14 protein-coding genes and 1 pseudogene are annotated in these 22,350 nt (G+C 66.2%); 5 read left to right on the top strand and 10 right to left on the bottom strand.

Translation table 11 applies throughout. The annotated features are described in order from the left end of the window. Window positions 1–11: 11 nt before the first annotated feature. The 3 genes from CSW60_RS00725 to CSW60_RS00715 are packed head-to-tail and all read right to left on the bottom strand — an operon-like array spanning window position 12 to window position 2,499. Window positions 12–971, bottom strand: a complete 960-nt coding sequence (locus tag CSW60_RS00725) for a glycosyltransferase family 2 protein (protein ID WP_099535258.1) — start codon at window positions 969–971, stop codon at window positions 12–14. Further along, a complete protein-coding gene (locus CSW60_RS00720; RefSeq protein ID WP_161495615.1) occupies window positions 968–1,924 on the bottom strand; it encodes a glycosyltransferase family 2 protein in 957 nt (318 codons plus the stop codon). Before CSW60_RS00720 ends, CSW60_RS00725 begins: the two co-directional genes overlap by 4 nt. Next, on the bottom strand, window positions 1,924–2,499 hold the full coding sequence (locus tag CSW60_RS00715) for a sugar transferase (protein WP_236634192.1): 576 nt from the start codon (window positions 2,497–2,499) through the stop codon (window positions 1,924–1,926). Before CSW60_RS00715 ends, CSW60_RS00720 begins: the two co-directional genes overlap by 1 nt. A gap of 134 nt (window positions 2,500–2,633) precedes the next feature. Here CSW60_RS00715 and CSW60_RS00710 point away from each other — a divergent pair, with 134 nt between their 5' ends. Then, window positions 2,634–3,443, top strand: coding sequence for a WecB/TagA/CpsF family glycosyltransferase (locus CSW60_RS00710; RefSeq protein WP_099535252.1), 810 nt, complete (start codon window positions 2,634–2,636; stop codon window positions 3,441–3,443). Further along, window positions 3,436–4,860: an O-antigen ligase gene (locus CSW60_RS00705; RefSeq protein ID WP_099535250.1), complete on the top strand. Its 1,425-nt coding sequence runs from the start codon at window positions 3,436–3,438 to the stop codon at window positions 4,858–4,860. The genes CSW60_RS00710 and CSW60_RS00705 overlap by 8 nt, the downstream gene beginning before the upstream one ends. On the opposite strand, the gene CSW60_RS00700 is transcribed toward CSW60_RS00705, so the two are convergent. Both CSW60_RS00700 and CSW60_RS00695 read right to left on the bottom strand, forming a co-directional pair. Next, a complete protein-coding gene (locus CSW60_RS00700) occupies window positions 4,814–6,070 on the bottom strand; it encodes a hypothetical protein (RefSeq protein WP_099535248.1) in 1,257 nt (418 codons plus the stop codon). The two genes, CSW60_RS00705 and CSW60_RS00700, sit on opposite strands and share 47 nt — an antisense overlap. A 24-nt stretch (window positions 6,071–6,094) precedes the next feature. Then, entirely contained in the window at window positions 6,095–6,814 is a 720-nt protein-coding gene (locus CSW60_RS00695; protein WP_161495614.1) for a polysaccharide biosynthesis/export family protein, read from the bottom strand. Between the two features lie 350 nt (window positions 6,815–7,164). Here CSW60_RS00695 and CSW60_RS00690 point away from each other — a divergent pair, with 350 nt between their 5' ends. After that, window positions 7,165–9,210, top strand: a complete 2,046-nt coding sequence (locus CSW60_RS00690; RefSeq protein ID WP_161495613.1) for a hypothetical protein — start codon at window positions 7,165–7,167, stop codon at window positions 9,208–9,210. Window positions 9,211–9,253: 43 nt separating this feature from the next. Here the strand turns inward: CSW60_RS00690 and CSW60_RS00685 are convergent, their stop codons facing one another. The 4 genes from CSW60_RS00685 to CSW60_RS00670 form a co-directional block, all read right to left on the bottom strand. After that, window positions 9,254–11,038 (bottom strand): SLC13 family permease, encoded by a 1,785-nt coding sequence (locus CSW60_RS00685; RefSeq protein ID WP_099535243.1) that lies wholly within the window; start codon window positions 11,036–11,038, stop codon window positions 9,254–9,256. 215 nt (window positions 11,039–11,253) lie between these two features. Then, window positions 11,254–14,241, bottom strand: a complete 2,988-nt coding sequence (locus CSW60_RS00680; RefSeq protein WP_099535240.1) for a TonB-dependent siderophore receptor — start codon at window positions 14,239–14,241, stop codon at window positions 11,254–11,256. Between the two features lie 125 nt (window positions 14,242–14,366). Further along, window positions 14,367–17,399 carry a glycosyl hydrolase family 28-related protein gene (locus CSW60_RS00675; RefSeq protein WP_099535238.1) on the bottom strand — a complete coding sequence of 1,011 codons (3,033 nt, stop codon included), beginning with the start codon at window positions 17,397–17,399 and terminating at the stop codon, window positions 14,367–14,369. Window positions 17,400–17,420: 21 nt separating this feature from the next. Then, on the bottom strand, window positions 17,421–20,426 hold the full coding sequence (locus CSW60_RS00670) for a glycosyl hydrolase family 28-related protein (protein WP_099535236.1): 3,006 nt from the start codon (window positions 20,424–20,426) through the stop codon (window positions 17,421–17,423). Between the two features lie 162 nt (window positions 20,427–20,588). Between CSW60_RS00670 and CSW60_RS00665 the strand changes: the two genes are divergently transcribed. Next, window positions 20,589–21,161, top strand: coding sequence for a gluconokinase (locus tag CSW60_RS00665; RefSeq protein ID WP_236634191.1), 573 nt, complete (start codon window positions 20,589–20,591; stop codon window positions 21,159–21,161). Here the strand turns inward: CSW60_RS00665 and CSW60_RS00660 are convergent. Beyond that, window positions 21,150–21,827: a FadR/GntR family transcriptional regulator gene (locus tag CSW60_RS00660; RefSeq protein ID WP_099535232.1), complete on the bottom strand. Its 678-nt coding sequence runs from the start codon at window positions 21,825–21,827 to the stop codon at window positions 21,150–21,152. The genes CSW60_RS00665 and CSW60_RS00660 overlap by 12 nt on opposite strands. A 294-nt stretch (window positions 21,828–22,121) precedes the next feature. Here CSW60_RS00660 and CSW60_RS00655 point away from each other — a divergent pair. Next, window positions 22,122–22,322: pseudogene (locus tag CSW60_RS00655) on the top strand (response regulator transcription factor); the annotation flags it as partial. Window positions 22,323–22,350 lie beyond the last annotated feature (28 nt).

Below are 22,350 nucleotides of genomic sequence, written 5' to 3'. Positions count from 1 at the left end.
GTTGGTTGAGATCAGGTTGCCCTGTTGAACGAAGGCTCGGCGATGTAGCCGACGGCTCGCTTCCAGAGCAGCTTGCCCAGACCGTGCTCCATCAGCGCGCGCCCGCGCAGGCGCCGCTGAGAGCCGAACTCGAACGTAATCACCGATAGAACAAAGCCGACAATGACTTGCGCGAAACCCTTGGCCATCAGGATGGCCCAGGTCAGCCGAGGGCGCGGTGTGACGTCAAGGTAGATGGAGACGTAGTGCTGAGCCTCGCGGCGCGCGCGGATGAGGCGATATGTCACGGCCGTTCGATGCGGCGCGACCGTCTCGGTAACGACCGCGCGAGCCGCCCAGACAATTCTGCGTCCCTCTCGGTAGAGACGAATGAAGAGCTCAGCGTCCTCGCCTCCGGCGTCTCCGAACGCCTCGCGCATGGCCGGCTCGCCATCGGGGAAGCAGCGCGACAGATCGAAAAGCGAATTGCCCGTGCCCATGCCATAACGCGGCTTGCCGGACGGCTCCGTCAGCGGAATGATCGCGCCGTCGGGGAGATCGAAGATCCTGACGAACTGAGCGCCCTTGGGATCATAGGGCGGCGGTTCGCCGGCGAAGACGGCTTGCCGGGGTCCCACCGCCATGTCGGCGTCGGCCTCGCGCAAAGCCCCCACGAGCTGATCCAGCCAATCAGGCGCTGCGATCTCATCGTCGTCGATCAGCGCCGCCAGACGTCCCCTCGCCTCGGCGAAGCCGCGATTGCGCAGGGTCGACATGTTGCGCGTCAGCTCGGTCACGTAGCGCAGCGGCCAGCGGGCGTCCGCCGCCAGCCCCTCGACGACCGCCTGCGCGCTGCCGCTCGGATGGTTGTCGACGACCACGATCTCGATCGAAAGCCCGAGCGCGTTGGTCTGGGCCAGGCACGACTTCAGCGTCGCCTCGAGCGACGCCGGCCGGTCGTAGGTGCAAATGACGATCGACAGGTCCGTCATGCGGCCTTCTCGTCGATGAAGCCGATCGGCGCGCGATAGGTGAGCTTGCCCAGGCCCTTGGCCATGCCGATGCGGTTGTCGTAGCGCGCGCCGCCCAGCCACTCGCCGGACACCAGATAGAGACCGGCGTGCACGGCGATCTGAGCAAGTCCCAGGAGCGTCACCTTGACCCGTGTCAGACCTGGACGATCGCTGGTGGCGATCCGCGAGGCCGCATAGTGCTGCGACCCTCGCTTCATCCGCGTGATCATGTAGCTGGGCTTGGTCCGATCGGTTTCGATGAACTCGCGCACCACCGCGGTCGGACACCAGACGAAGCGCTTGCCAGCCAACGACAGACGGAACAGCAGATGCGTGTCCTCGCCGTTGGCGTCGCCGAAGGCCACCGCGAAAGGCTCGGGCGTGTCGAAACAGGTCGCGACCCGGAAAGCGGCGTTGCCGCTGCCCAGTCCCTTGCCCTTCTTGCGCAGGCGACCGAACAGATGGATCGGCGTGTCGGCGGGCTCCCGATAGTCAAGCGTATAGCGCCAGCCTTCGGGATCCCAGGCCGGCGGTTCTCCCGCCTCGAACACGGGATACTTGGGCCCGAACGCCGCGTCCGCGCCGGTGCGCTCAAGGCAGGCATGGAGTTCGGAAAGCCACCCCGCGTCCGGCGCCTCGTCGTCGTCGATGAAGGCGACATAGCGCCCGACAGCCGCCTTGATGCCGACGTTGCGAACGATCGAGACGTTGCGACGGGCGTCCGCGAAATAGCGGATGGGCGCGCCATCAGCGGCCAGACGCGACACCCGCGTTTCGGCCAACCGATCAGGATGGTTGTCGACGACGATGATCTCGAACGGAACGCCGTTCGACACCTCGGGTCTGAGGCAATTGACGAGCGTGCGCTCAAGCAGGTGGACACGGTCGTAGCTCAGCACCACGACACTGATCGCGATTGGAACGCGGTTCATCAGACGCCCGTCCCCCGGAAAACGACCACGGCCGTCCGCGCCAGGATCTGGATGTCCAGCCATAGCGACCAGCGGCGAATATAGTCGAGATCGCGCTCCACCCAGTCGTCATAGTCGTTGATCCGATGGCGCCCCTCGACCTGCCAGAGGCAAGTGATCCCGGGCTTCACCGCCAGCTTCTGCTTCTGGAACTCGGTGAACTGCGCGTACTCATGGGCGCGCGGCGGACGCGGCCCCACGAGGCTGAGATCCCCGATGAGCACGCTCCAAAGCTGGGGCAGTTCGTCCAGGCTGTACTTGCGCAACACCTTGCCCACGCGCGTGACGCGCGGATCGTTGGTGAGCTTGAAGGCCGGACCGCGCATCTCGTTGCGATCCTGAAGCTCGGCTTCCATGGCCTCAGCGTTGGAGACCATGGTGCGGAACTTGTAGCCCGTGAAAGGGCGCTCTCCCTGCCCTACCCAGTGGCAGGCGTAGAAGACAGGTCCTTTCGACGTCAGCTTGACCAGGAGTGCGATCAACAGCAGCAGCGGGGCGAGCAGCGCTAGCAGCGCGGCGGAGACGCCGATGTCCATCAGTCGCTTTATGGCGTGCGCGGAATTCAAGACTGCCTCGAAACGGGAACCGAACGTAAAGGTGGGGCCCGTACTCTCAAGTATGGCGCCAATGGGCGTCGTTCTCTAACGCCCCTCTGCGGCAGGCTCTCTTAATGTCTGGTTCCCAAAGCGTCACAGCGGCCCCCAACGCGCCAGAACGTTGGCCCGACGTTCGCTTCGCCGGACTTCGCTTCACGCCGATGACGGTTGAGCAGACGGTCAAAGCCTTGGCGGATCGCTCTCCCCAGGCGCCATTCGCGACCTTCGTGACGCCCAACGCCGAACATGCCTATCTGCGCCAGCGCGATCCGACGTTCCGCGCAATCAGCGACGCCGCCTGGATCAGCACCAATGACAGCCGCGTCGTGGGGCGGACGGCTCTGCTCGGCGGTCTGCGCCTGCGCTTCGCGCCTGGCGCCTATGTGGTCCGCGATCTATTCGAACGAGTCATTGAGCGCGACACGCCGCTCTCCATCATTGGCGGCACGCCCGCCCTGGCCGAAAAGCTTCGCCAGCAATATGGCCTTCGAAGCCTCGTCCAGCACGTGCCCCCGATGGGCATGATCCACGATCCGGCCGCCGTCGCCGAAGCAGTCGCTTTCGTCGCTGCGCACCCGGCTCGCTTCGTCTTCGTCGCCATGGGACCGCCGCAGTCGGAGCTGCTTTGCGGGCACATCATCGAGGACGGACGAAGCACCGGCCTGGGCCTTTGCATCGGCAGCTCGCTGCAGGTGCTGACCGGAGATTCCGACCCCGCGCCGGCGGTTCTGGAGCATTCGGGCTTCGTCTGGCTGTACCGCCTGGTCAAGGAGCCTCGCAGACTCTGGCGGCGCTACATGCGCGGCTTCTACGGCCTCGGCCTTGGCGTGCGGGACGTGCTTTCACGCTGGATAGGCTCGCGAGGAGCGTACTCCCGTGAGTGACGAACCGCGCCCGGTCTCCGCGATTGAAGCTTGGCGCGCCGCACGTCGCGAAGAACGCGCCGCCGCTTCGGCGCGCCTGGACGATCGGCTGGCGCTCTGGTCGGGCTTCGTCCTCGTCGCGATGCTGCTGTACATGATGATTGGCGCGGCGCCGTATACCCACGAGGTGACGGTGGACGCCCTGTCGGGGGCCTCGCCCATGTCGCCGCTCAATCGCGCGATCTGGCTCGCCATACTGGGGTTGACCCTGCCGATCATGTGGTTCCGACGCGCGGAGGTGCTGAGCCTGGCCATGCGGGTCTGGCCGCTGCTGCTGCTGTTCGTGTGGTTTGGAGCGACCACGCGCTGGGCCATCGACCCCGTCGTCTCGAGCCGTCGCTTCATCCTCTATCTGATCAATGTGCTGGTGAGCATCGCTCTGGTCGCGGGGCTACGCGATCCCCGGCGGATGCACGCCGCCCTCGCGACCGCCTGCGCCATCATGATCATGATCGATATCGGGTCATGGATCGCTCTCCCCGGCCTCTCGATGACGGACATCGGCCTGGCCGCGATCCATAATCATAAGAACACCCTGGGTTCGGTGATGATGCTGAGCTCGCTGGTCATCACGCCGTATCTTCTGTTCAGCAAGACGCTGAAGGCGCGCCTGTTCTGGGGCGCGATGTTCGCGGGATGCGTGGCGCTGCTGGTCGCCAGCAAGTCAAAGACCAGCCTGGCGATCGCGCTCGCCGCCCTGGCCGCCACGCCCTTGATGCTTGCATGCCTTCGCCTGCGCGCCGGCGCCCTATGGGCGGCCGCGGCGCTTGGCGTGGCGGGACTCTTGGCGTCTGGCTTCGGATGGCTCGCCTGGAACTACGCCGTCGGCCAAGACCCTCTGGCCCCGTTGCGCGGGGTGAACTTCACGCGCCGCACCGAGATCTGGATGTTCGCCCTGAACCAGTTCTCGCAACATCCCTTGAGGGGCTTGGGCTTCAGCTCCTTCTGGGACGTGAACCCCGCGGTCCAGCCCAGCCTGCAGACGGACCTTTGGTTCGCGGCCGAGACCCACACCAACCAGTCTCATAACGGCTACATCGACCTTCTGGTCACGGTGGGGGCGCCGGGACTGGCAGGCGCGCTACTTCTGCTTCTGCGCTGGATAACTCGAGGCCTCGGCCTGGTTCGCGACAGCTTGAGGACTCCGACAATCGAGGGCCGCGAAGCCTTGCCTCACGCGGTGTTTCTGGGCGTTTTCCCGCTGATCTTCTTCGCGCACAACTTCATGGAGAGCAGCTACTTCTCGGCCAACGCCATGCTGGGGATATTGATCCTGCTCTTCGGCGTCGACATCGACATGCGCCATGCGCCTTCACAGGAAGGCAGAGTCGCTAGCCCCCGGTTGCGCCTGGGGCAGATCGCCGCCGCGCCGCGGTAATCGACAGAAGGATGGCGGCCATGGCCGCAAGCTCCAGCAATTGCCCCGCCGCCGTGCCGATGATGGCGCCAGCGGGGCCCAGTCCGCGCATGGTCAACAGGATGCAACCCGCCGCGACCAGCGAGGCCGCGCCGTTCGCCAACGCCAAGGGCTTGAAGGCGCGCAGCACCTGAAGGCCGGTGCTGACCACAGTCTGCCCCAAGGTGATCGCGGCGCTGACTCCCCAGAGAACGACCATCCAGCCATCAGCCAGATATTTGCCGCCAAAGAGATGCGTCGCGATCGTCGGCCAGGCCGCATAGAGGATCACGGTCCAAGCCGCCGCGACCAACATCCCAGCGCCTGCCGCAAGCGCCAGAAGCCGTCGAAAGCCGCTCCAAGCGCCCCGATCGCGCCGACGCGCGAGATCGTTTCGGGCCACCATGCTCCAAGACATCGCGAGCAAGGGGACAGGCCGCAAAAGCTGTTGGGTCGCCGAGAGGGACGCCAGCGTCGCGGCGCCAAACCAGCCGGCGACCACGAATACATAGAACCGGGTCAGCAACTCGGTGCTCGATACGCCCAGGAAAACCCAGCCCGATTGCCGGACGTAGTCGCCATAGGCCTTCATCTCGTGGCGGCGAAGCCAGCCCCCCTGCCCTCGCAGAGCCCAGACTGCGGCGACAGCGCCCGTCGCGGCATAGGCGACCCCCAACCGCCAGAGGATGCCGTTCGCGTCCAGCCGCCCGCCCTCGAGCAGAGCTTGGCCCAGCAGCAACGTCACCAGACAAAAGACCCCCGCGGTTTGCAAGGTCGCGAGGCCTGGACGTCCGCGCGAGAAGGCAAGCGCTCGCAGGTACTGTTGCGCCAGGAACGCCGGTACGAACAAGGCGGCGGCCGGAGCGCCGTAGGGGCTGCCGACGCCGCGCCACGCCAGGGCCGCGCCCAGGCACGCGAGAGCCGCCGCCGCCAAGAACACGGCGTTGACGCCATGCATCAGACGCTCGACCGGCAGGCGCTTGGGATCACTCCCAGCGCCGGGCGCCAACGCCTGCAGATGGCAGACGGTCAAGGCGTTCTGCAAACTCGACAGCACAAAGCCGCAGGACGCCCAGAGCATGAAGGCCCCGTACTGATCCGGCGCGACGAAGCGGATCAGCAGGAGGTTGACGCCGAAATTGAGCAGAGACCACAGGGCCTGCTCGAAGGCGGAGATCAGATAGCGGGACATCCGTCTCCTCGGGGAGCCGTCAGGCTAGTAGCGCGTGCCGCGGTTGATGCTGTAGTTGAAATTGAACGGCAAGACCCCGGTCACGTACTGTCGTACGAAGCGGTTGACCTCTGTGATGGCGCTGCGCGGCACGAAGATCAGGTCTCCCGGCAGGACGGCGAAGTCGTCGCCGCTCTTGCCGTTCAGATTGTCCCGCACGTCGATCGTTCGCATCAGCAGCCGAGGATCGCCCGGTCGCTGGCGGATGACCACCACATGCCCCGTTCGGGCCGTGTCTTGAAACCCGCCCGCCGACATGACGGCCTGGGCCACGGTCAGGCGCCCCTTGATCGTCTTCACCCCCGGATCGCGCACCTCGCCGCCGATATAGATCTGCGAAGCGCCATAGCCCGCCACCAGCGTCTCGACCTGGGGCGCGCGCAGCACGGTCGCATAGGCCCGGCTCAGCAGCGCGTTGGCCTCCTCGGCCGTCAGCCCGGCGACATCCTGCGCGCTGATCAGCGGAAAGACCCCTCGGCCGTCAGGGCCGACAACCACCGTTGCGTTCAAGTCGGGATTGACCACGAACCGAACCGACAGCTCGTCGCCAGGCCCGATGCGATAGCGATAGTCCTCGCTGGTCCAGGGCGCGAACGTCGCGCCCCCGCTCCGGGCCGCGTCTTGGCGCGCTGGCGCGGGCGTCGCGGCGCAGCCTGCGACCGCAACGACGACGAAGAGCGAGAGAACACGAAGCCAGGCGGACAAACCAACCTCCTTCGCCACGCGACGGCGCGGCATTGGTAAACGTAAGTGGCCTAAGGGCGTTAGGATTTGGTTGCCGCTCCCATTGCGGCATGCGGCAAATGGCAGCGCTACATGTATTGAAAGCCATTGGATAACAATGATCTTGCCCAAAACGGGTCATTTCAAGCGATATGGCCTGGGCCGCTCGCGAGGACGTCAGTGTTTGTTAAGTCCTCAACCGCTATCGACCAGAGTTCCGTCGCGCTTACGCGGTCGCAGAGTTGAAGTCCTCCGCAACAATGAACACCGCGGCAATAGAGCAAAGCGCTTACGTCCGAGGAGGGCATGGTCGCACGCGCTCGCCTCTGACAGTGCGCGAGCTGCTCACGCCGGTGTTCTATTACCGCGTCGAAGCTCTGCTGGGCTTTCTGATCCCCGTCGCGTTGGCGGTGATCGCCATCTTGCTGGCGCATCCCATCTACACGGCTCAGTCGCGCCTCCTGATCCTGCTTGGCGACGACTACGTTTTCCATAGCGACCTGACCGGCGGCGCTCAGGGTCTGAGCTTTGACCGCGCCCAGATCGTGCAGGCTGAAATCCAGATTTTGTCGGCCAAGGAACTGCGCATCCAGGCGATCCGCAAGGTCGGCCTGGCCCGAGCCTATCCCGACCTCGTCAACCAACCGAAGGGACTGGAGAAGGCGGCGGAGCAGCTTTCCAAGGACCTCGACATCGTCAACATCCCGCAGTCGAACGTCATCGAGCTCAACCTGCAGGGCGACGATCCAAAGGTCGCGGCCGACCTGCTGAACACCTTGGTGAAGCTCTATATCGAACGTCGACGGCTGATCTTCGAGCAAGCCGACCCGTCCCTGGTCAACGCCCAACGCGACCAGCTCAACAAACGCCTGACCGAGGTTGAGGACAAGCTTCTTCGGTTCTCGGTCGATCATGGCTTCGGGGACTATCCGACGGAGCTGACGACGGTTCAGAACCAGCAATCCTCCCTCGCCAGCCAGATTCAGGTGCTGGATCAGCAGCTGGCCGCGCGGAGCGGCCGCGTGTCGGTCCTGTCCGGCTGGCTGAAGGCCGCGCCGTCGGAAGTGGAGATCTCCAACGACAAGGGTCGCTCCCAGCAGTTGGAGGACCTGACCCGCACGCTGTTGGATCTGCAGAACCAGCGGCGCCAGGCCGCGGCGCGTTATGTCGAGGGCTATCCGCTGATCGTCGATCTCGACCGCAAGATCGCCGAGGTGCAGGCGCAGATTCACGCCGCGCCGCAACAGCAGGTCATCGCGGTTCGGCGCGGCGTCAATCCGGTTCGCCAGCAACTCGACACCGAACTCGCCGACAGCGTCGGCGATCTCACGGGCTTGCGCCTAGCCCGCGTTCAGGCGGCTCGCGATCTCAAAGCCGTCACCGCGCGTCTCGCGGAGCTGGTCCAGATTGGTCCGGAGTATCGCGAGCTGATACGCCAGCGCGGCGCCCTGGAAGAAGGCTTCGCCGAATTGGCCAAGCGCGCTCAGGACACGGGGCTAGCCAGCACGCTCTCCAAGGCCAAGGCCAACGTCCGTATTGTCCAAGCCGCCGACCCGCCCGTGAAGGGTTCCAGCGGACGCTTGGTCCTGCTGGTGGCCGGCCTGGCGCTGGGCTTGGCCACGGCGGTGGCGGTGATCGTGGTTTCGTCCGCCTTCTCGGACGTGATGATCACGCCGCGAGACGTGGAACAGAAGCTGGACGTGCCTGTCGTCCTCACCGTTTCGGCAGACGACAAGATCGCCGCGCGACGACGCGGCCAGCCTGGCTCGGTCAGCCGCGCCTCGTTTCTGGGCTATGACGACGCCAAACTCATCTTGCGATTGCTCACCAGCGTCGCGCCGGGACCTGGCCGCGTCATGCAGCTTGTGGCCGCCAATGGCGGCGAAGGCGTTTCAAGCCTGCTGATGGACTTGGCCATGATGGCGGCCACGGCGAACGCCAAGCGCGTGCTGATCGTCGATATCGAACCGGCCGTCGAGGGGTCCGCCATCCAGGCTTTCGCGGAAAGCGGCGCCAAGCTGACGCGCGTCTCCCCCGACCGGATCGCCGTGAAGGGCACGTCCCTCCACATCACGCTGCCAATGGGCGCCGGCTCGCACGCATTGAGCGAGACCGAATGGGAGACCTTCTTCCGCGAGGCCCGCAGGAACTACGACGTCGTGCTGGTCGATTGCCCCGCGCTGGAACGCTCCTCGGCGAGCTTGATCTTCGCGCCGCTGGTCGACATGAACCTCGTCGTCATCGAGGCCGAGGCCACCCGGGCGGCTGTGGCTCGAAACATGATCGAACGCATCGAGGGCGCGGCGGGAGACGTCACCGGCGCGATCTTGAACAAGCGCGGCTTCTACATTCCTCGGGCGATCTATTCCTGGCTCTAGGAAGCGGACGCGCGACGGGGCGGGCGCTCCTTGGCGACGCTTCCTAGGCGCGCGCGAAAGGCCAGAAGAACGCGATCAGCGCCGGCGCCGCCAGCAGGATGAGCAGGGTTAGCGGAGCGCCGAGACGGGCATAGTCGCCAAACCGGTAGCCGCCCGGCGCGAGCACTAGCGTATTGCACTGGTGACCGATGGGGGTCAGGAAATCGCAGCCCGCGCCGACCGCAACCGCCATCAGGAACGGATCGGGACTGAGGCCCAGGCGCTCGGCCAACCCCATGCCGATCGGGGCGACAATCAGCACCGTGGCGGCGTTGTTCAGGAACGGCGTGGCGACCATCGCCACGGCCATCATGGCGGTCAGGGTCACGAGCGGCGGCAGGCCGTGAAACGCGCCCGATAGCCAGCTGGCGATCAGGTCGGCGCCGCCGGAAGATTGCACGGTGTCGCTCACGGGGATCATCGCCGCGACCAGGACCAGCACCGGCCCTTCCAGCGAGGCATAGGCCTCGCGCATTCGCAGGGCGCCCGTCGCGACCACCAGGATCGCGGCCCCAAAAAAGCCCGTCGCCGCCGGCACCACCCCGAACGCGACCAGCAACATCGCCCCGATCAGGATCGCAGCGGGCAACAGCGCGTGCCGGGCTCCGCCGAGCCGCACTTCCCGCTCGGCGAGCGGCAAACACCCCAGGGCCGACAGCGCCAAGGGCAGTTGCCGCTCCGCGCCCTGCAGGACCAGGATGTCGCCGGCCCGCAGCCTGACCGTGGCCAGACGACCCGCCATGCGATAGCCGCTGCGGCTGACGCCGAGCAGGTTGACGCCATGGGCCTCATTCAGCTTGAGCCCTCGCGCGGTTTGACCGATCAGATCGGATTCAGCGCCGATCACCGCCTCTACCACCCTCACCTCTTCGGTCGGCTCGTTCATGACCACGGGCCGGTCCGCATCCGTCAGCTTCAAGCCCGTCTTCACGATCAGTTCGTTGAGCGTCTGCTGCTCGCCTTCCAGCAGCAGTTGATCGCCGGGCAGGACGCGGCGATTGGCGTGTGGAGAGGCCATGCGTTTGCGGCCGCGCAGGATCGCCACCACGCTCACGGCCCCGTCCGCGGCGGCGCGGAGGTCCGCGACGCGGCCGTCCGCGAAGCGCCATCCCTCCGGCGCCTCGACCTCCGTGACGTACGCGTTGGCGGCCAAGGCCGCGTCCACGTCGATGGCCGCGATTCGATGCTTGGGCAGCAGGTGATAGGCGACGGCCAGATAGGCGATGGTGATTAGAGCGAGCGTTCCACCCACGGGCATGAAGTCGAACATGCGGAAGGGCTCCCCAAGCGCCTTTCCGCGCACCTCCGAGACGATGATGTTCGGCGATGTGCCCACAAGCACCGCAAGCCCGCCGGCCAGCGACCCAAACGACATCGGCATCAAAAGACGGCCTGGCGAGACGCCCGTCCGCTTAGCGATCTGCAGGGCCGACGGCATCATCAGCGCCAAGGCCCCGACGTTCTTGGTCATCATCGACAGTAGCGTGGTCACGGCGACCAGCACCGGGACTTGGCTGCGCTCGCTTCCCAAGCGAGGCAGCAGCGGCGCCATGAGGCGATCGACCAATCCCGATCGGGACACGGCCGCGCTGAGCACAAGCGCGCTGGCGATGATCACCACGATGTCGTTCGAAAAGCCGTCAAACGCCGACTTCGCCGGGATCAGGCCCGTCAAGACGCCCACCGCCAAGGCGCCAAGGGCGATGAGATCGTATCGCCAACGCCCCCAGAGGAAGCAGAGAACCGTCGCGCCAATCAACCCAAACGAAAGACCTTGTTGCAGCGTCACGCGACCGTCCCTTTTTCGGGCGACAGGCCCGAGCGGCTCCTACAACGAAGCGGCGCCTTGAACGGTTCATCCTGCCTGGCTTGTTGGTCGCAACTACCGCCGAGCCGAGCCAGGACGTCCCGCCATGCGCGGACAAAGAAAACGCCCGGGTCTTGCCGAAACAAGACCCGGGCGGCGCCGCCCAGGGGGGGAGGTAAAAAGCGGGCGCGAAAGGCCTAGAAGCTGTACCGCAGACCCACGTGATAGAAGCGGCCCAGCAGATCGTAGAGCGCCGGGTTGGCATCGAGACCGGTGTTGGTCTGGGGCGACGGGGTCGGATCGCGGTTCAGCAGGTTGTCGACCTTGCCGTAGAGCTGCAGGCCATTGCCGAACTTGTACGAAGCGCTGACGTCGACATAGGTCGCGCCCTTCATGTGGTTGTAGTCGATGGTCGGGCGGCTGCCGGTCGAGACCGGGCAGCTGCCGGGCTTGCATTCGATGTATTCGGTGGTCGTGCCGCCAAAGCGGCCGTCGCTGAACCAGCGCTCCTGAACGCTGACGGCGAAGCGGTCATTGTCCCAGGACTGGACGGCCAGGACCTTCCAGTCCGGCGTGGCGCCGGAGTTCTGGCCGGCGGAGTCGACGGCGACCGCCCCCGGGATGCCGGGGTTGGTGACGAACTTGTGGACGTTGGTGGCCAGGCCGCGGACCGTGAAGCGGCCCGGAACGCTGGGCAGCTCGAAGCGATAGCTGCTCTCGATGTCGAAGCCGCTGGTCTTGATCGAGGCCAGGTTGAACGTCTGCGAGTTCACGAAGGCCGACGGCGGGTTGAGATTGAAGGCGCCGCAGAACTGCGTGAGGCCCGCATAGCAGAAGTTGACGATCTGCTGAGCGCCAAGGCTGGAGATGCCGCCGTTCAGCACGATGTTGTACCAGTCGACCGAAATGCTGAAGCCCGGCAGCCATTGCGGGTTCGAGAGCACCGCGCCGATGGTCACGTTCTTGGCGATTTCCGGCTTCAGGTCCGGGTTCCCCACGACATTCTGCAGAACCGTCAGGGCGCCGCCGGCGGGCTGGCCGGCTGGAGGCTTGCCATTCGAGGGCACGGTGAAGTTCGGCAGCGTGGTCGTGACCGGCGCGGCGAACAGTTCCGACAGGTTCGGCGCGCGAACATCACGCGAGGTGACGGCCCGCAGCCGCACGCCATCGATCGGCGTGTCCCAGGTCGCGCCGACCTTCCAGGTGTAGACGGTGCCCGAGGTGCTGTAGTCGGTCCAGCGGCCCGCCAGGTTGAGGTTGGCCTTGCCGGCCGCGTCGGAATTGACCAGCGGAACGTTCACTTCCGCATAGGCTTCCTTCACCGAGTACTTGCCGGCGCCGGAGTGGTAGTTGCCCGCGAACCAGTTGGCGCCCGAGGCGTTCAGGATCGGGTCGGCCGGGTAGTCGGCGGTGTTCGGCGAGTCCGTATTGCCATCGCCGTAGGGGTCGCCCTTGACGTGATACTGTTCCTTGCGCCACTCGCCGCCGACCGCCAGCGAGATCGGCCCGGCCCATCCGTTGATCGGCTCGCCGCTGAAGTTGATGCTGGCGACGTCCTGCTTCTGGACGGAGTGCTGGTACGGTCCGTTCTTCGGCGTGATGTAGGCCAGGGCGGCGTCGCTCGGGCGCTGGCCGCCGAAGATGTTGATCGGCACGCAGCCGTTGGCGCGCGCGACGGGATCGGCGCAGACGATCTGGCCGCCCACCAAGGTGGCCTGGATGGCCTGGCGGTAGCGCGGCGTCAGCAAGATGTCGCGAACGTGGATGTTCGTCGTGTTCTGGCCGTGCTCGTAATAGGCGTCGTAGCGCCATTCCGTGCCCAGGGCGTTGAACTTGCCGTCGGCGCCGATCACGCCGCGATACTGGGTCCGCGTCGGATGGACCGTAATGTTGCGCGGCAGCAGCGCGTTGCTCGTGCCAAAGGTGAAGGTCGTGATGCCGTTCGCGGCGCAAGCCGCGACGACTGAAGCCGGCAGATACGGATTCGAGCACGACATCGTCAGGCCCGTCGTGGCCGCGCCCGGGTTAGGCTGGTTGCTGCTCTCCACGCGGGCGGCGTTGAAGGTCGCGTAGATCTCGTTGTTGGCGTCGAGATCGAAGCCCACGCGGCTGTAGGAGTTCATGCGCTTGATGCGCGATTGCAGCGAGGTGCCGACGCCGACATTGCCCGATAGGTCGCCGCCAATGCAGAAGCCGCCATTGGTGTAGCAGCCACTGACCGCGCCATTGGCGGCCTTCGAAGGCACGCCGCCGCCGCCATACTGGAACTGGAACGGATTGCCGGCGGCGTCGAACGCCGTGCCTTGCAGCGGGCCTGCGCTGATCAAGCCATACTTAGTGTACTGATAGGCCTGGGCGTGCTCGCGATAGAGATACTGCGGCGAGCCGTCGTTGGTGACGCCGCGGTTGACCAGGGTGGCGGTCGTGTACCAGTCGCGGCTGCCCGGCGCGTCCTCGCCGAAGCCGCCCGCCGGGACGCCCTCCTCCCAGTCATATTCGCCGCTGACCTGCACGTGCAGGCGGTTGTCCATGAAGTTCTTGCCTGCGGCGACCTGAGCCAGCCACTGGTGGTTGTCGCCATAGGTGGTGACGCCGCCCATGACGTTGGCCTTGAAGCCCTCGAACTTCTTGTTGGTGATGAAGTTGACGACGCCGCCGACAGCGTCCGAGCCGTAGGACGCCGAGGCGCCGCCGGTGACAACGTCCACGCGCTCGACGAGAAGCTGCGGGAACAGGCTGATGTCAGGCACGCCGGTGACGTTGGCCGGCACGACGCGCTGGCCGTCCAGCAGCGTCAGGGTGCGGATGGTGCCGAGACCTCGCAGCGAGAACGAGGACAGACCCTGCTGGCCGCTCGAGGTGCTGAAGGTGCCGGTGGTGGCGCCGCTGGACCCCTGCAGCGACGGCAGCTGGGTGATGGCGGTGAAGATGTTCGGCTGCGCGGCGCGCTCCAGCTCCGCGGTGCCCAGCACCTGGGTCGGGGTCGGGGCGGTGAAGCCCGTCGAGCGGATGCGCGATCCGGTGACGACGATCTCGGTGACGACCGAGTCATCGGCGGCCGGCGCCGGCGTCGGCGTCGCCTGCGCGTGGGCGGCGCCGCCCGCCAACACCGTTGCGAACGCGCTCGTCGCGAGCAAGGCGCTCAAGAACGACGATCCCCCTCGCGTGCTACCGACAGCACCCATCCTACATCCCTCCCAATTTTCTTTTGGCCATCGTCGATAGCCTGGGAGGACTGTGTCAGACCGGCGTGCGGCGAACTATTAGACCATGGTCGTAGGCGACCGGAGAGCGAGCCGGACCCTCGCTTCTAGTCCGCCCGCACGGCGTAAAGACCATGGTGCGAAAGCACATAAAGGGTCCGCTTGTCGGCCCCGCCGAACACCAGTTGCAGAGGTCTCTCCGGCACGTCGATCCGGCCCAGCTCTCGGCCATCCGGCGCGTAGACGAACACCTGGCCGTTGGCGGCGTAGACGCGCCCTTCGGCGTCCGTCGCAACGCTCTCGCCGCCGCGGTCGGCGAAGACCTTGAGGTCGGTGATCGCGCCGCGCGCGTCGACCCGGCCGCTATAGGTCTTGTTCTCCGAACTGTTGGCGACGAAGACGCGCTGACCGGGCTTGGCCGTGGTGAAGCCATAGGTGTCCAGCGCGTTCGAGAACCGCAAGCCCCGATGGTCGGGCGGTCCTTGCTGGAACACGCGATAGGCCGGCAGCGCCAGGCTGCCGTCCAGCGAGACATATTCCCAAGCCGGCGGCGCGGCCGTCTCCCGCGCGAACAGCTCAGCCAGCGTCGTGAACTGATAGGTATCCGGATCGATCTGATCCTTGAACTCACCGTTGACCCACCAGTTGACCGGCAAGACCTTGGCGGCGTCCGGCCGTGCGCCGGCCGGCGTCGCGCGGATGACCGTCACCTCGGTGTCGGGGCTGCCCGGCTTGAAGCTGTAGACCGAGCCGTTGCGGCCGTCCCACGAGAGCACCAGCAGGTTTCCCGAGCCGTCGACCGCGAGGTTGATGGGATCGAGCGTGTTGTCCCGCACGATCGAAAGCTTGTGCTCCGGCGACCAGCTGTAGATGCGCTGGTTGCGCCGGTCAGTGAAGTAGAGGACGCCGGCCGCGTCGACCGCGGCGCCGCCCGCCGAGAAGAAGCCATCCGCGAGGCGCTCGACCCGGGCATTGGCCGGAAACACCGACGGCATCGGCGCCTTCGCATCCTTGCCGATGTCCAGCACCGCGAACTGCCGTTCGCGCACCTGCAGGCCGCTGGTGACGTCCTCGATCGCGTTCTCGTACGGATACTTGGTCAGCCGCAGGAACGTCGCGCAGCCGCCCTCGTCGCAGGTGGAGAAGCCGCTCTCGCCGTTCACCGCCACGTTGCGGAAGCGAATGTCCTGCGAGTTGTAGATCTGCACCGCCGCCGAGACCGGACGGCGCGTCCGCGTCACGCGGTAACCGTGATAGTTCGCCAGCAGGATATTGCGGGAGTCGCGGATCTCCAGCGAGACCGTGTCCTCGCCCTCGCCCGCCTCCTCCTCGGTCTGCGGCGCCAGGAACTCCCAGTTGGCGACGCGGTTCAGGCTGATCTCGGAGCGCACATGATGCTCGACCGAGGCCTGGTAGATGTGGCCCGGCGTCGTGGTGTCCGACACATAGATGCCGGAATAGGCGTAGGTATTCGGGCTCCAGACATTGGCGAAGGTCCCGCCGCCGCCATTGGTCACCCACAGGCTAGGATACTGGCCGCCCCAGCGCTTGGCGGTGTCGGCGTCGGCCGAGGCGTTGGCGTTGTAGGGATTGAAGCGCGAGCCGTCGTAGAGGTTCGTGCCGTGGCCGCCCTGGAACTTGACGTCATTGACCATCGAGTGCTCGCCCGCGGTCCACAGCAGCGCGGTGGCGCGCGGATTCTGGCCCTCGGTGTAAAGCCCAAGTCCGGAGACGATATTGTCGCCGCCCTTGCCGGACTCGACCAACGCCTTGGGCGCGCCGACGCCTTGGAACGCCGGCGCGCCATGGGGCAGGATGATCTGGGTCAGACTGGGATGCAGGCCGATCAGAGCCGTGTCGGGCCGCAGCTTCAGCGTGTCGGTGACACGGTAGAAGCCGGTCGGGAAATAGACGACGCGGTGACTGTCGATCGCCTTCTGGATCGCGACTGTGTCGTCGGCGGCGTTGTCCCCCTTGGCGCCGAGGTCGCGGACGCTGGTCCACTCCGACATCGGCGGCAGGTCGCGGATCGCGGGCGTCGGCGGCGTCGGATAGGCCTTGAGGGGCTCGGCGCTGAACGTGGTCTTGTACTCGCCCATCTGGCCCAGCCCCGGCACGGTCAGACCGTAGTTGAAGGCGCCGACGCGGTAGGCGCTCCCCTTTCCCGCCACGGTCTTGCCGCTGTCGCGGAAGCGGGCGAACACCGGCGTGCCTTTGGCGACGGCGTTTTCGAAGCCGACCTGGGTGTAGACGTTGCCCTCGTTGGAGATCACCACACCCGCCTTCGACACGTTCTCGAAACGGACGTTCTTGCCCCACAGCCAATCGCCATAGCCGCGATCGATCTCGATCCCGACCGGCGTGTCGCGCATCGTCACATTGACCAGGGTCAGGCCCGCCTCGTGCTCGCGGATCGCCGCGTCACGCTGGCCTTCGAAAGTGGAGTCGAGCAGCACGAAGCCCCAGGCCGGCGACGGCTTCTCGGTCAGGATGCCATAACGCCCGCCCTTGAAGTGCAGGTCCTCGGCTTCGTTGCCGATCTGGTACAGCGCCGCCAAACCCGAGCCGATATCGAAGCGCATATGGCTGAGGAAGGCGTGCTGGGCGGCGTGGAAGCGGATCGCGGTCGCGGCTGGATTGCCCTTGCCGATCTCGAAATCGACATTGCTCATCGCTGTATAGAAGGTGCCGGAGTTGGCGTCGGGCACGTCCTTGTTGAACGGCACGCTGCCCGGCGGCGGGAACGGAACCTGGCGGGCCGGATCCGGCTTGGCGCCGGCGACGATCACCATGTTGGCGACGCCCTTCTGGAAGCCCGGCGTCGCGTCTCCCAGCACGATCACCGGACGCGTCGCCCCGACGCCGAACACGCGGACGCCGGGCCACAGGAACAGAGTCTTGGTGATGCGATAGCGGCCGGACGGAAGAAAAACGACGCCACCGCCGGGTTTGGCGGCGGCGTCGATGGCGGCCTGCAGCGCCCCGCTGTCGTCGGCGCGGCCGTCGCCGCGCCCCTTCGCAACGATCGCCGCCGGATCGGCTGGCGTCGCGACGAAAACCGAGCGGCCTTCAGCCGCCGCCACGGAGCCGACGGCGGTCGAGGCCAGAAGCGTGGCCAGCGCGATGGTCATGGTCTTCATGGGCGCCCTCCCCGGGCTGTCTCAGGGCGTCACAGCGTAGAGCGAGTGGTGGGTCAGGACGAACAGGGTCCGACCGCCCTCGCCGCCGAAGATCAGCTGCAACGGACGCTCCGGCACGTCGATGCGGCCTACCAGCTTGCCGTCCGGCGCGTACTGGAAGATCTGGCCGTTGGCGACGAACACGCGTCCCTCTCCGTCCACGGCCACGCTCTCGCCGCCGCGACCAGCGAAGACCTTCAAGTCGGTGAGCGTCCCGCCGGGACCGACCTGGCCGCTGTAGGTCTTGTTCTCCGAGCCGTTAGTGACAAACACCCGCTGCCCCGCCGCGCCGCTGATCAGGCCATTGGCCTGAAGCGTATCGGTCCAGCGCCAGCCGACGTGATCCGGCGGTCCCTGCTGCCAGACGCGGAACGCGGGGAGCACGACGCTGCCGTCCGGCGAGACATATTCCTCAGTCTTGGGCGTCCCTACATCCCGAGCGAACATCTCCGCCAGGGTGGTGAAGTGGTCGGTCGCCGGGTCGTACTGGTCGCGGAATTCGCCGTTCACCCACCAGTTCACGGGCAGCAAGGTCCTTGCGCCCGGGCGCGGCGAGGCCGCCGTCGGCGCGATCATGGTCAGCTGATCCTTCGGCCCTTGCGGATCGATCGAATAGACCGCGGCCTGCGGGCCGTACGACGAGACCACCAGCAGCTTGCCCGAGCCATCGACGGCGAGGTTTGTCGGGTCCAGCGAGTGGTCCCGCACCACCTGAAGGCCGCGGCCCTCCGTCCAGCGGTAGATGCGCTGGAAGCGCTTGTCGATGAAGTAGAGTGTCCCATCCGCCCCCGTCGCGGCGCCCGAGATCGACCAGAAGCCCGTCTCCAGCTTGCGCACGCGCGGATCGGCCGCCGGCGCCGCGCCAGGTGTTGCGGGACCGGTGACGTCTAGCACGGCGAACTCGCGCTCGCGGACCTCCAGTTTGCGGGTCTTGTCCTGAATGGCGTTCTCGAACGGATACTTGCTGGCCCGCAGATAGGTCCCGCAGCCGATCGTGTCGCACAGGGCGACACCGCTCTCGGCGTTGATGTGGACGTTGCGGAAGCGGATGTCGGTCGAGTTGAACAGCTTCACCGCCGTCTCGGCCGGGTGGTACGAGCGAGTCACCCGATAGCCGTGATAGTTGGCGAAAAGGATGTTGCGCGAGTTGCGCACCTCCAGCGACACCGCGTCGGGGCCGTCGCCGACCTCCTGCTCGGTCTGCGGCGCCAGGAATTCCCAGTTCTCGACATTGTCGAGCACGAACTCGTTGCGGACGTGGTGCTCGACCGAGACCTCGTAGATATGGCCGGGGGTCTTGGTGTCGCTGATATAGAAGCCGGCCGACGCGAAGGTGTTCGGGCTCCAGACGTCGGCGAACGTCCCGCCGCCGCCATCAGTCACCCAGATGCTCGGATACTGCGCGTCCCAGCGGCCGTCGGCGACAGGGTCGCCGCTGCGCGCCTGGGCCGCGCCGAGCGACTTGCCGTCGGCTGTCGGCGTGCCGCCGCCGCCCATGATCTTGACGTCATTGACCATCGAATTAGCGCCGGAGCGCCACAGCAAGGCCGAGGCGCGCAGGTTCACGCGGCCGGTGAACAGGCCGATCCCTGACAAGATGTTGTCGCCGCCACGCGGCGTCTCCAGGATCGGCCGCACGGCGCCGACGCCCGCATGCTTGGGATTGTTGTCGGGAATGACCAATTGGGTGATGGCCGGATGCAAGCCGATCAGCACGGTGTCCGGCCGCAGCTTCAGCGTGTCGGACACCATGTAGAAGCCGACCGGCAGATAGAGCACGCGGTGCGTGTCGATCGCCTTCTGCAGCGCGGCGGTGTCATCCGTCGAGCCGTCGCCCTTCACGCCCAGCGTCTTAATGTTGGTCCACTCGCCCATCGGCGGCAGGGCGCGGAGCGCTGGCGCCGTTATCGCCTTGGCCTTCAGCGGCTGGATGTCCGCCACCGTCTTGTACTCGCCCATCTGTCCGAGAGCCGGCAGGGTCAGGCCGTAGGTGAACGCGGCCACCCGATAGTCCTTGCCCTTGCCATCCACCGTCTTGCCGCTGTCGCGAAAGCGGGCGAACACCGGCGTGTTCGAGGCGGTCGCGTTGTCGAAGCCCACCTGGGTGAAGACGCTGTTCTCGGCCGAGATGACGACGCCCGCCTTGGAGACATTCTCGAAGCGGACGTTCTTGCCCCACAGGCTGTCGCTATAGCCTCGGTCGATCTCGATCCCGACCGGGGTGTTCTTTATCGCCACATTGACCAGGGTCAGATCGACCTCGTGCTCACGGATCGCCGCGTCGCGCTGGCCGTCGAAGGTGGAGTCGACCAGGGTGAACTGCCAGGCCGGCGAGGTCTTCTCGGTGACGATGCCGTATCGGCCGCCATGGAAGTGCACGTCCTCCATGATGTTGCCGGCCTGGTAGACGCCGGCGAAGGCTGAACCCAGCCGGAAATCCATGTGCCGCAGGAAGGCGTGCTGGGCCATGCGGAATCGCACCGCCGCGGCGGCCGGATTGCCATCGGCGATCTCGATGTCGATGTTGCTCATCGACGAATAGAAGGTGCCGGAATTGGCGTCGCGGACCTTGGCCGTCGTCGGACGGACAGTCGGGACGGGCACAGGGATGTCGCCGACTTGATACTGGTCGCCGCCCGTGAAGGCGATCATCGTCGCGACGCCGGTCTGGAAGCCGGGCGTGTTGGCCCCGAGCACGAACACCGGACGCTTCGCCCCGACGCCGAACACCCGCACGCCCGGCGGCACCAAGAGCGTGCGGCTCAGGCGATATCGGCCCGACGGCAGAAAGACCAGGCCATGGCCAGTCTTGTCCCGAGCGGCGTCGATAGCCTTCTGAACCGCATCGGTGTCGTCCGCGCGACCGTCGCCAACGGCCTTGACCACAACCGCGTGCGGATCGTCGGGGATGGAGGTCAGGACGGAGCGGGTTTCCGCCAGGGCTGGAGTCGAAACCGCCAGGATGGCCGCGAAAACAACCGCTCTCATGTCACTCTCCCAGTCACTGTCCCCAGCGATATGAGATCGTCAGGGCGCACGCATCCGAGACCATGGTCGTAGTTACGCCTGAACGGGCGCCCGGTAGAAAACAAGCTCCGATCGAGCGCATGCCAAGCCTGTCCAGGCGCTCGCCAGCCACGGGGAGCCCGTTTGCAGACGCCATCCAGCCGCGTGCGCCCTGACAAGGGGCTTGCCATCGTGACCATGGGCGTCAGCGGGTGCGGGAAGTCGACGCTGGGCGCCCTTCTAGCGCGTCGCCTCGGCTGCGTGTTTCTCGAAGGCGACACGTTCCATGACGATGCGGCGGTCGCGAAGATGCGCGCGGGACGTCCCTTGACGGACGAAGACCGGTGGCCATGGCTGGATCGGCTGGGTTTGGCGATCAAGGACGCCCTGGCGTCCGAAGGCCAGGCCGTCGCCGCCTGCTCGGCGTTGAGACTGCGTTATCGGGAACGGCTACGCGCCGCGATCGGGGCGCCGGTTCGCTTCGTGCTGCTCGACGCCGATCGCGAGGAACTGCTGAGGCGCATGACGCAACGCCCCGATCACTACATGCCCGCCAGCTTGCTCGACAGCCAGTTGGCGACGCTTGAACGGCCCGCCGACGAAGAGCAAATCTTTGCGCTCGACGCGCTTCTTTCCCCGGATCAGCTTTGCGACAGCGTCCAAGCCTGGCTGGCCGACAAGCCGCCGGCGCGGAGCATCGTCGCCTCAGGGCATTAGCCGCTTTCTTCCGCGCGACAGGTGCCAGCGCATCGCCAAGGCCGCGCCGTCGCCGTCTTGAGCGCGGATCGCCTCCACGATCATCTCATGCTCGCGCATCATCTCGTCGATGGCCTCGGGCGGCCGCGAGCGCGAGATATCGACGCCGGCCCGCATGATCTTGTCGACGTCGGGCTGCAGCGCCTCGAACGTCACCAGGAAAGCCGGATTGGCGGTGGCCAGCACGATCCGACGGTGCAGCTCCATGTCCTCGTCGTGCGCGGGCGCATTCGACAACAGCGCGGCGCGAAGACTGGACAGAGCCTCCTCGATCCCCGCCATCTCCTCGCTTGATCGCCGGGCGGCCGCCAGACGCGCGGCCTCGGCTTCCAACACGAACCGCACCTCGTAGCTACCCAGCGTGGAAGGCAGTTCCGACAGCGGCACGTAGGCGCCCAGCTTGTCCGACGGCAGATTCTTGACGAATGACCCGGCGCCGCGACGCGCCTCGGTGATGCTGTCAGCGGCCAGTCTGACCAGGGCCTCGCGGACGATGGTGCGCGACATGCCGAAGATCTCGGCCAGCCGCGCTTCGGACGGCAAGCGGTCGCCAGGGGTCAGGCCCTCGACCTTGATCATCTCGACGATGCCTAGATAGGCCTGATCGGCTAGACGCCCCTGGCTCATCCGCCCCTCCCCTTTTTGGCGTCATTCACCGGAAACCTGTCCAACAGATTCACGCCAATGGCAACGCCTGTGGAAATTGTTTGCGTTAACATTGACCATTCCGTTTGAATCTGTCCAACTAATATAACTACGTTCGTAGACACCAACCGCCCGCTGGCGAAGACCGGCGCACAGACCAAGGCGGGGGGCCGTTCGTCGGAAGACGCACGGTGTGGGACAGGAAAAGCAGGGGTGAACATGACCGGGAAAAAGCAGGACAATATCGAGGCCACCACGCGGGTCGGCCTTTGCGATCTGACGCCGTCGCAGCTGAAGGTTCTGGAGGGCGTCAATTCCGGACTGCTGAACAAGCAGATCGCCTTCGACCTCGGCATCGCCGAGGCGACGGTGAAGGCGCACATGACGGCGGTTATGCGTAAGCTGAACGTCCACAACAGGACCCAGGCCGCCATCGCCGCGCGCGCGCTCAGCCTGGAGCCGAGAGCGGCTCAATAGCGGTTCGCGATGGTCGCGGTCCCGCCGC

Source organism: Caulobacter sp. X (assembly GCF_002742635.1).
Classification (GTDB): Bacteria; Pseudomonadota; Alphaproteobacteria; order Caulobacterales; family Caulobacteraceae; genus Caulobacter.
The sequence above is the reverse complement of the archived record's forward strand: the minus strand, read 5'-3'. Positions and strand labels throughout refer to the sequence as shown.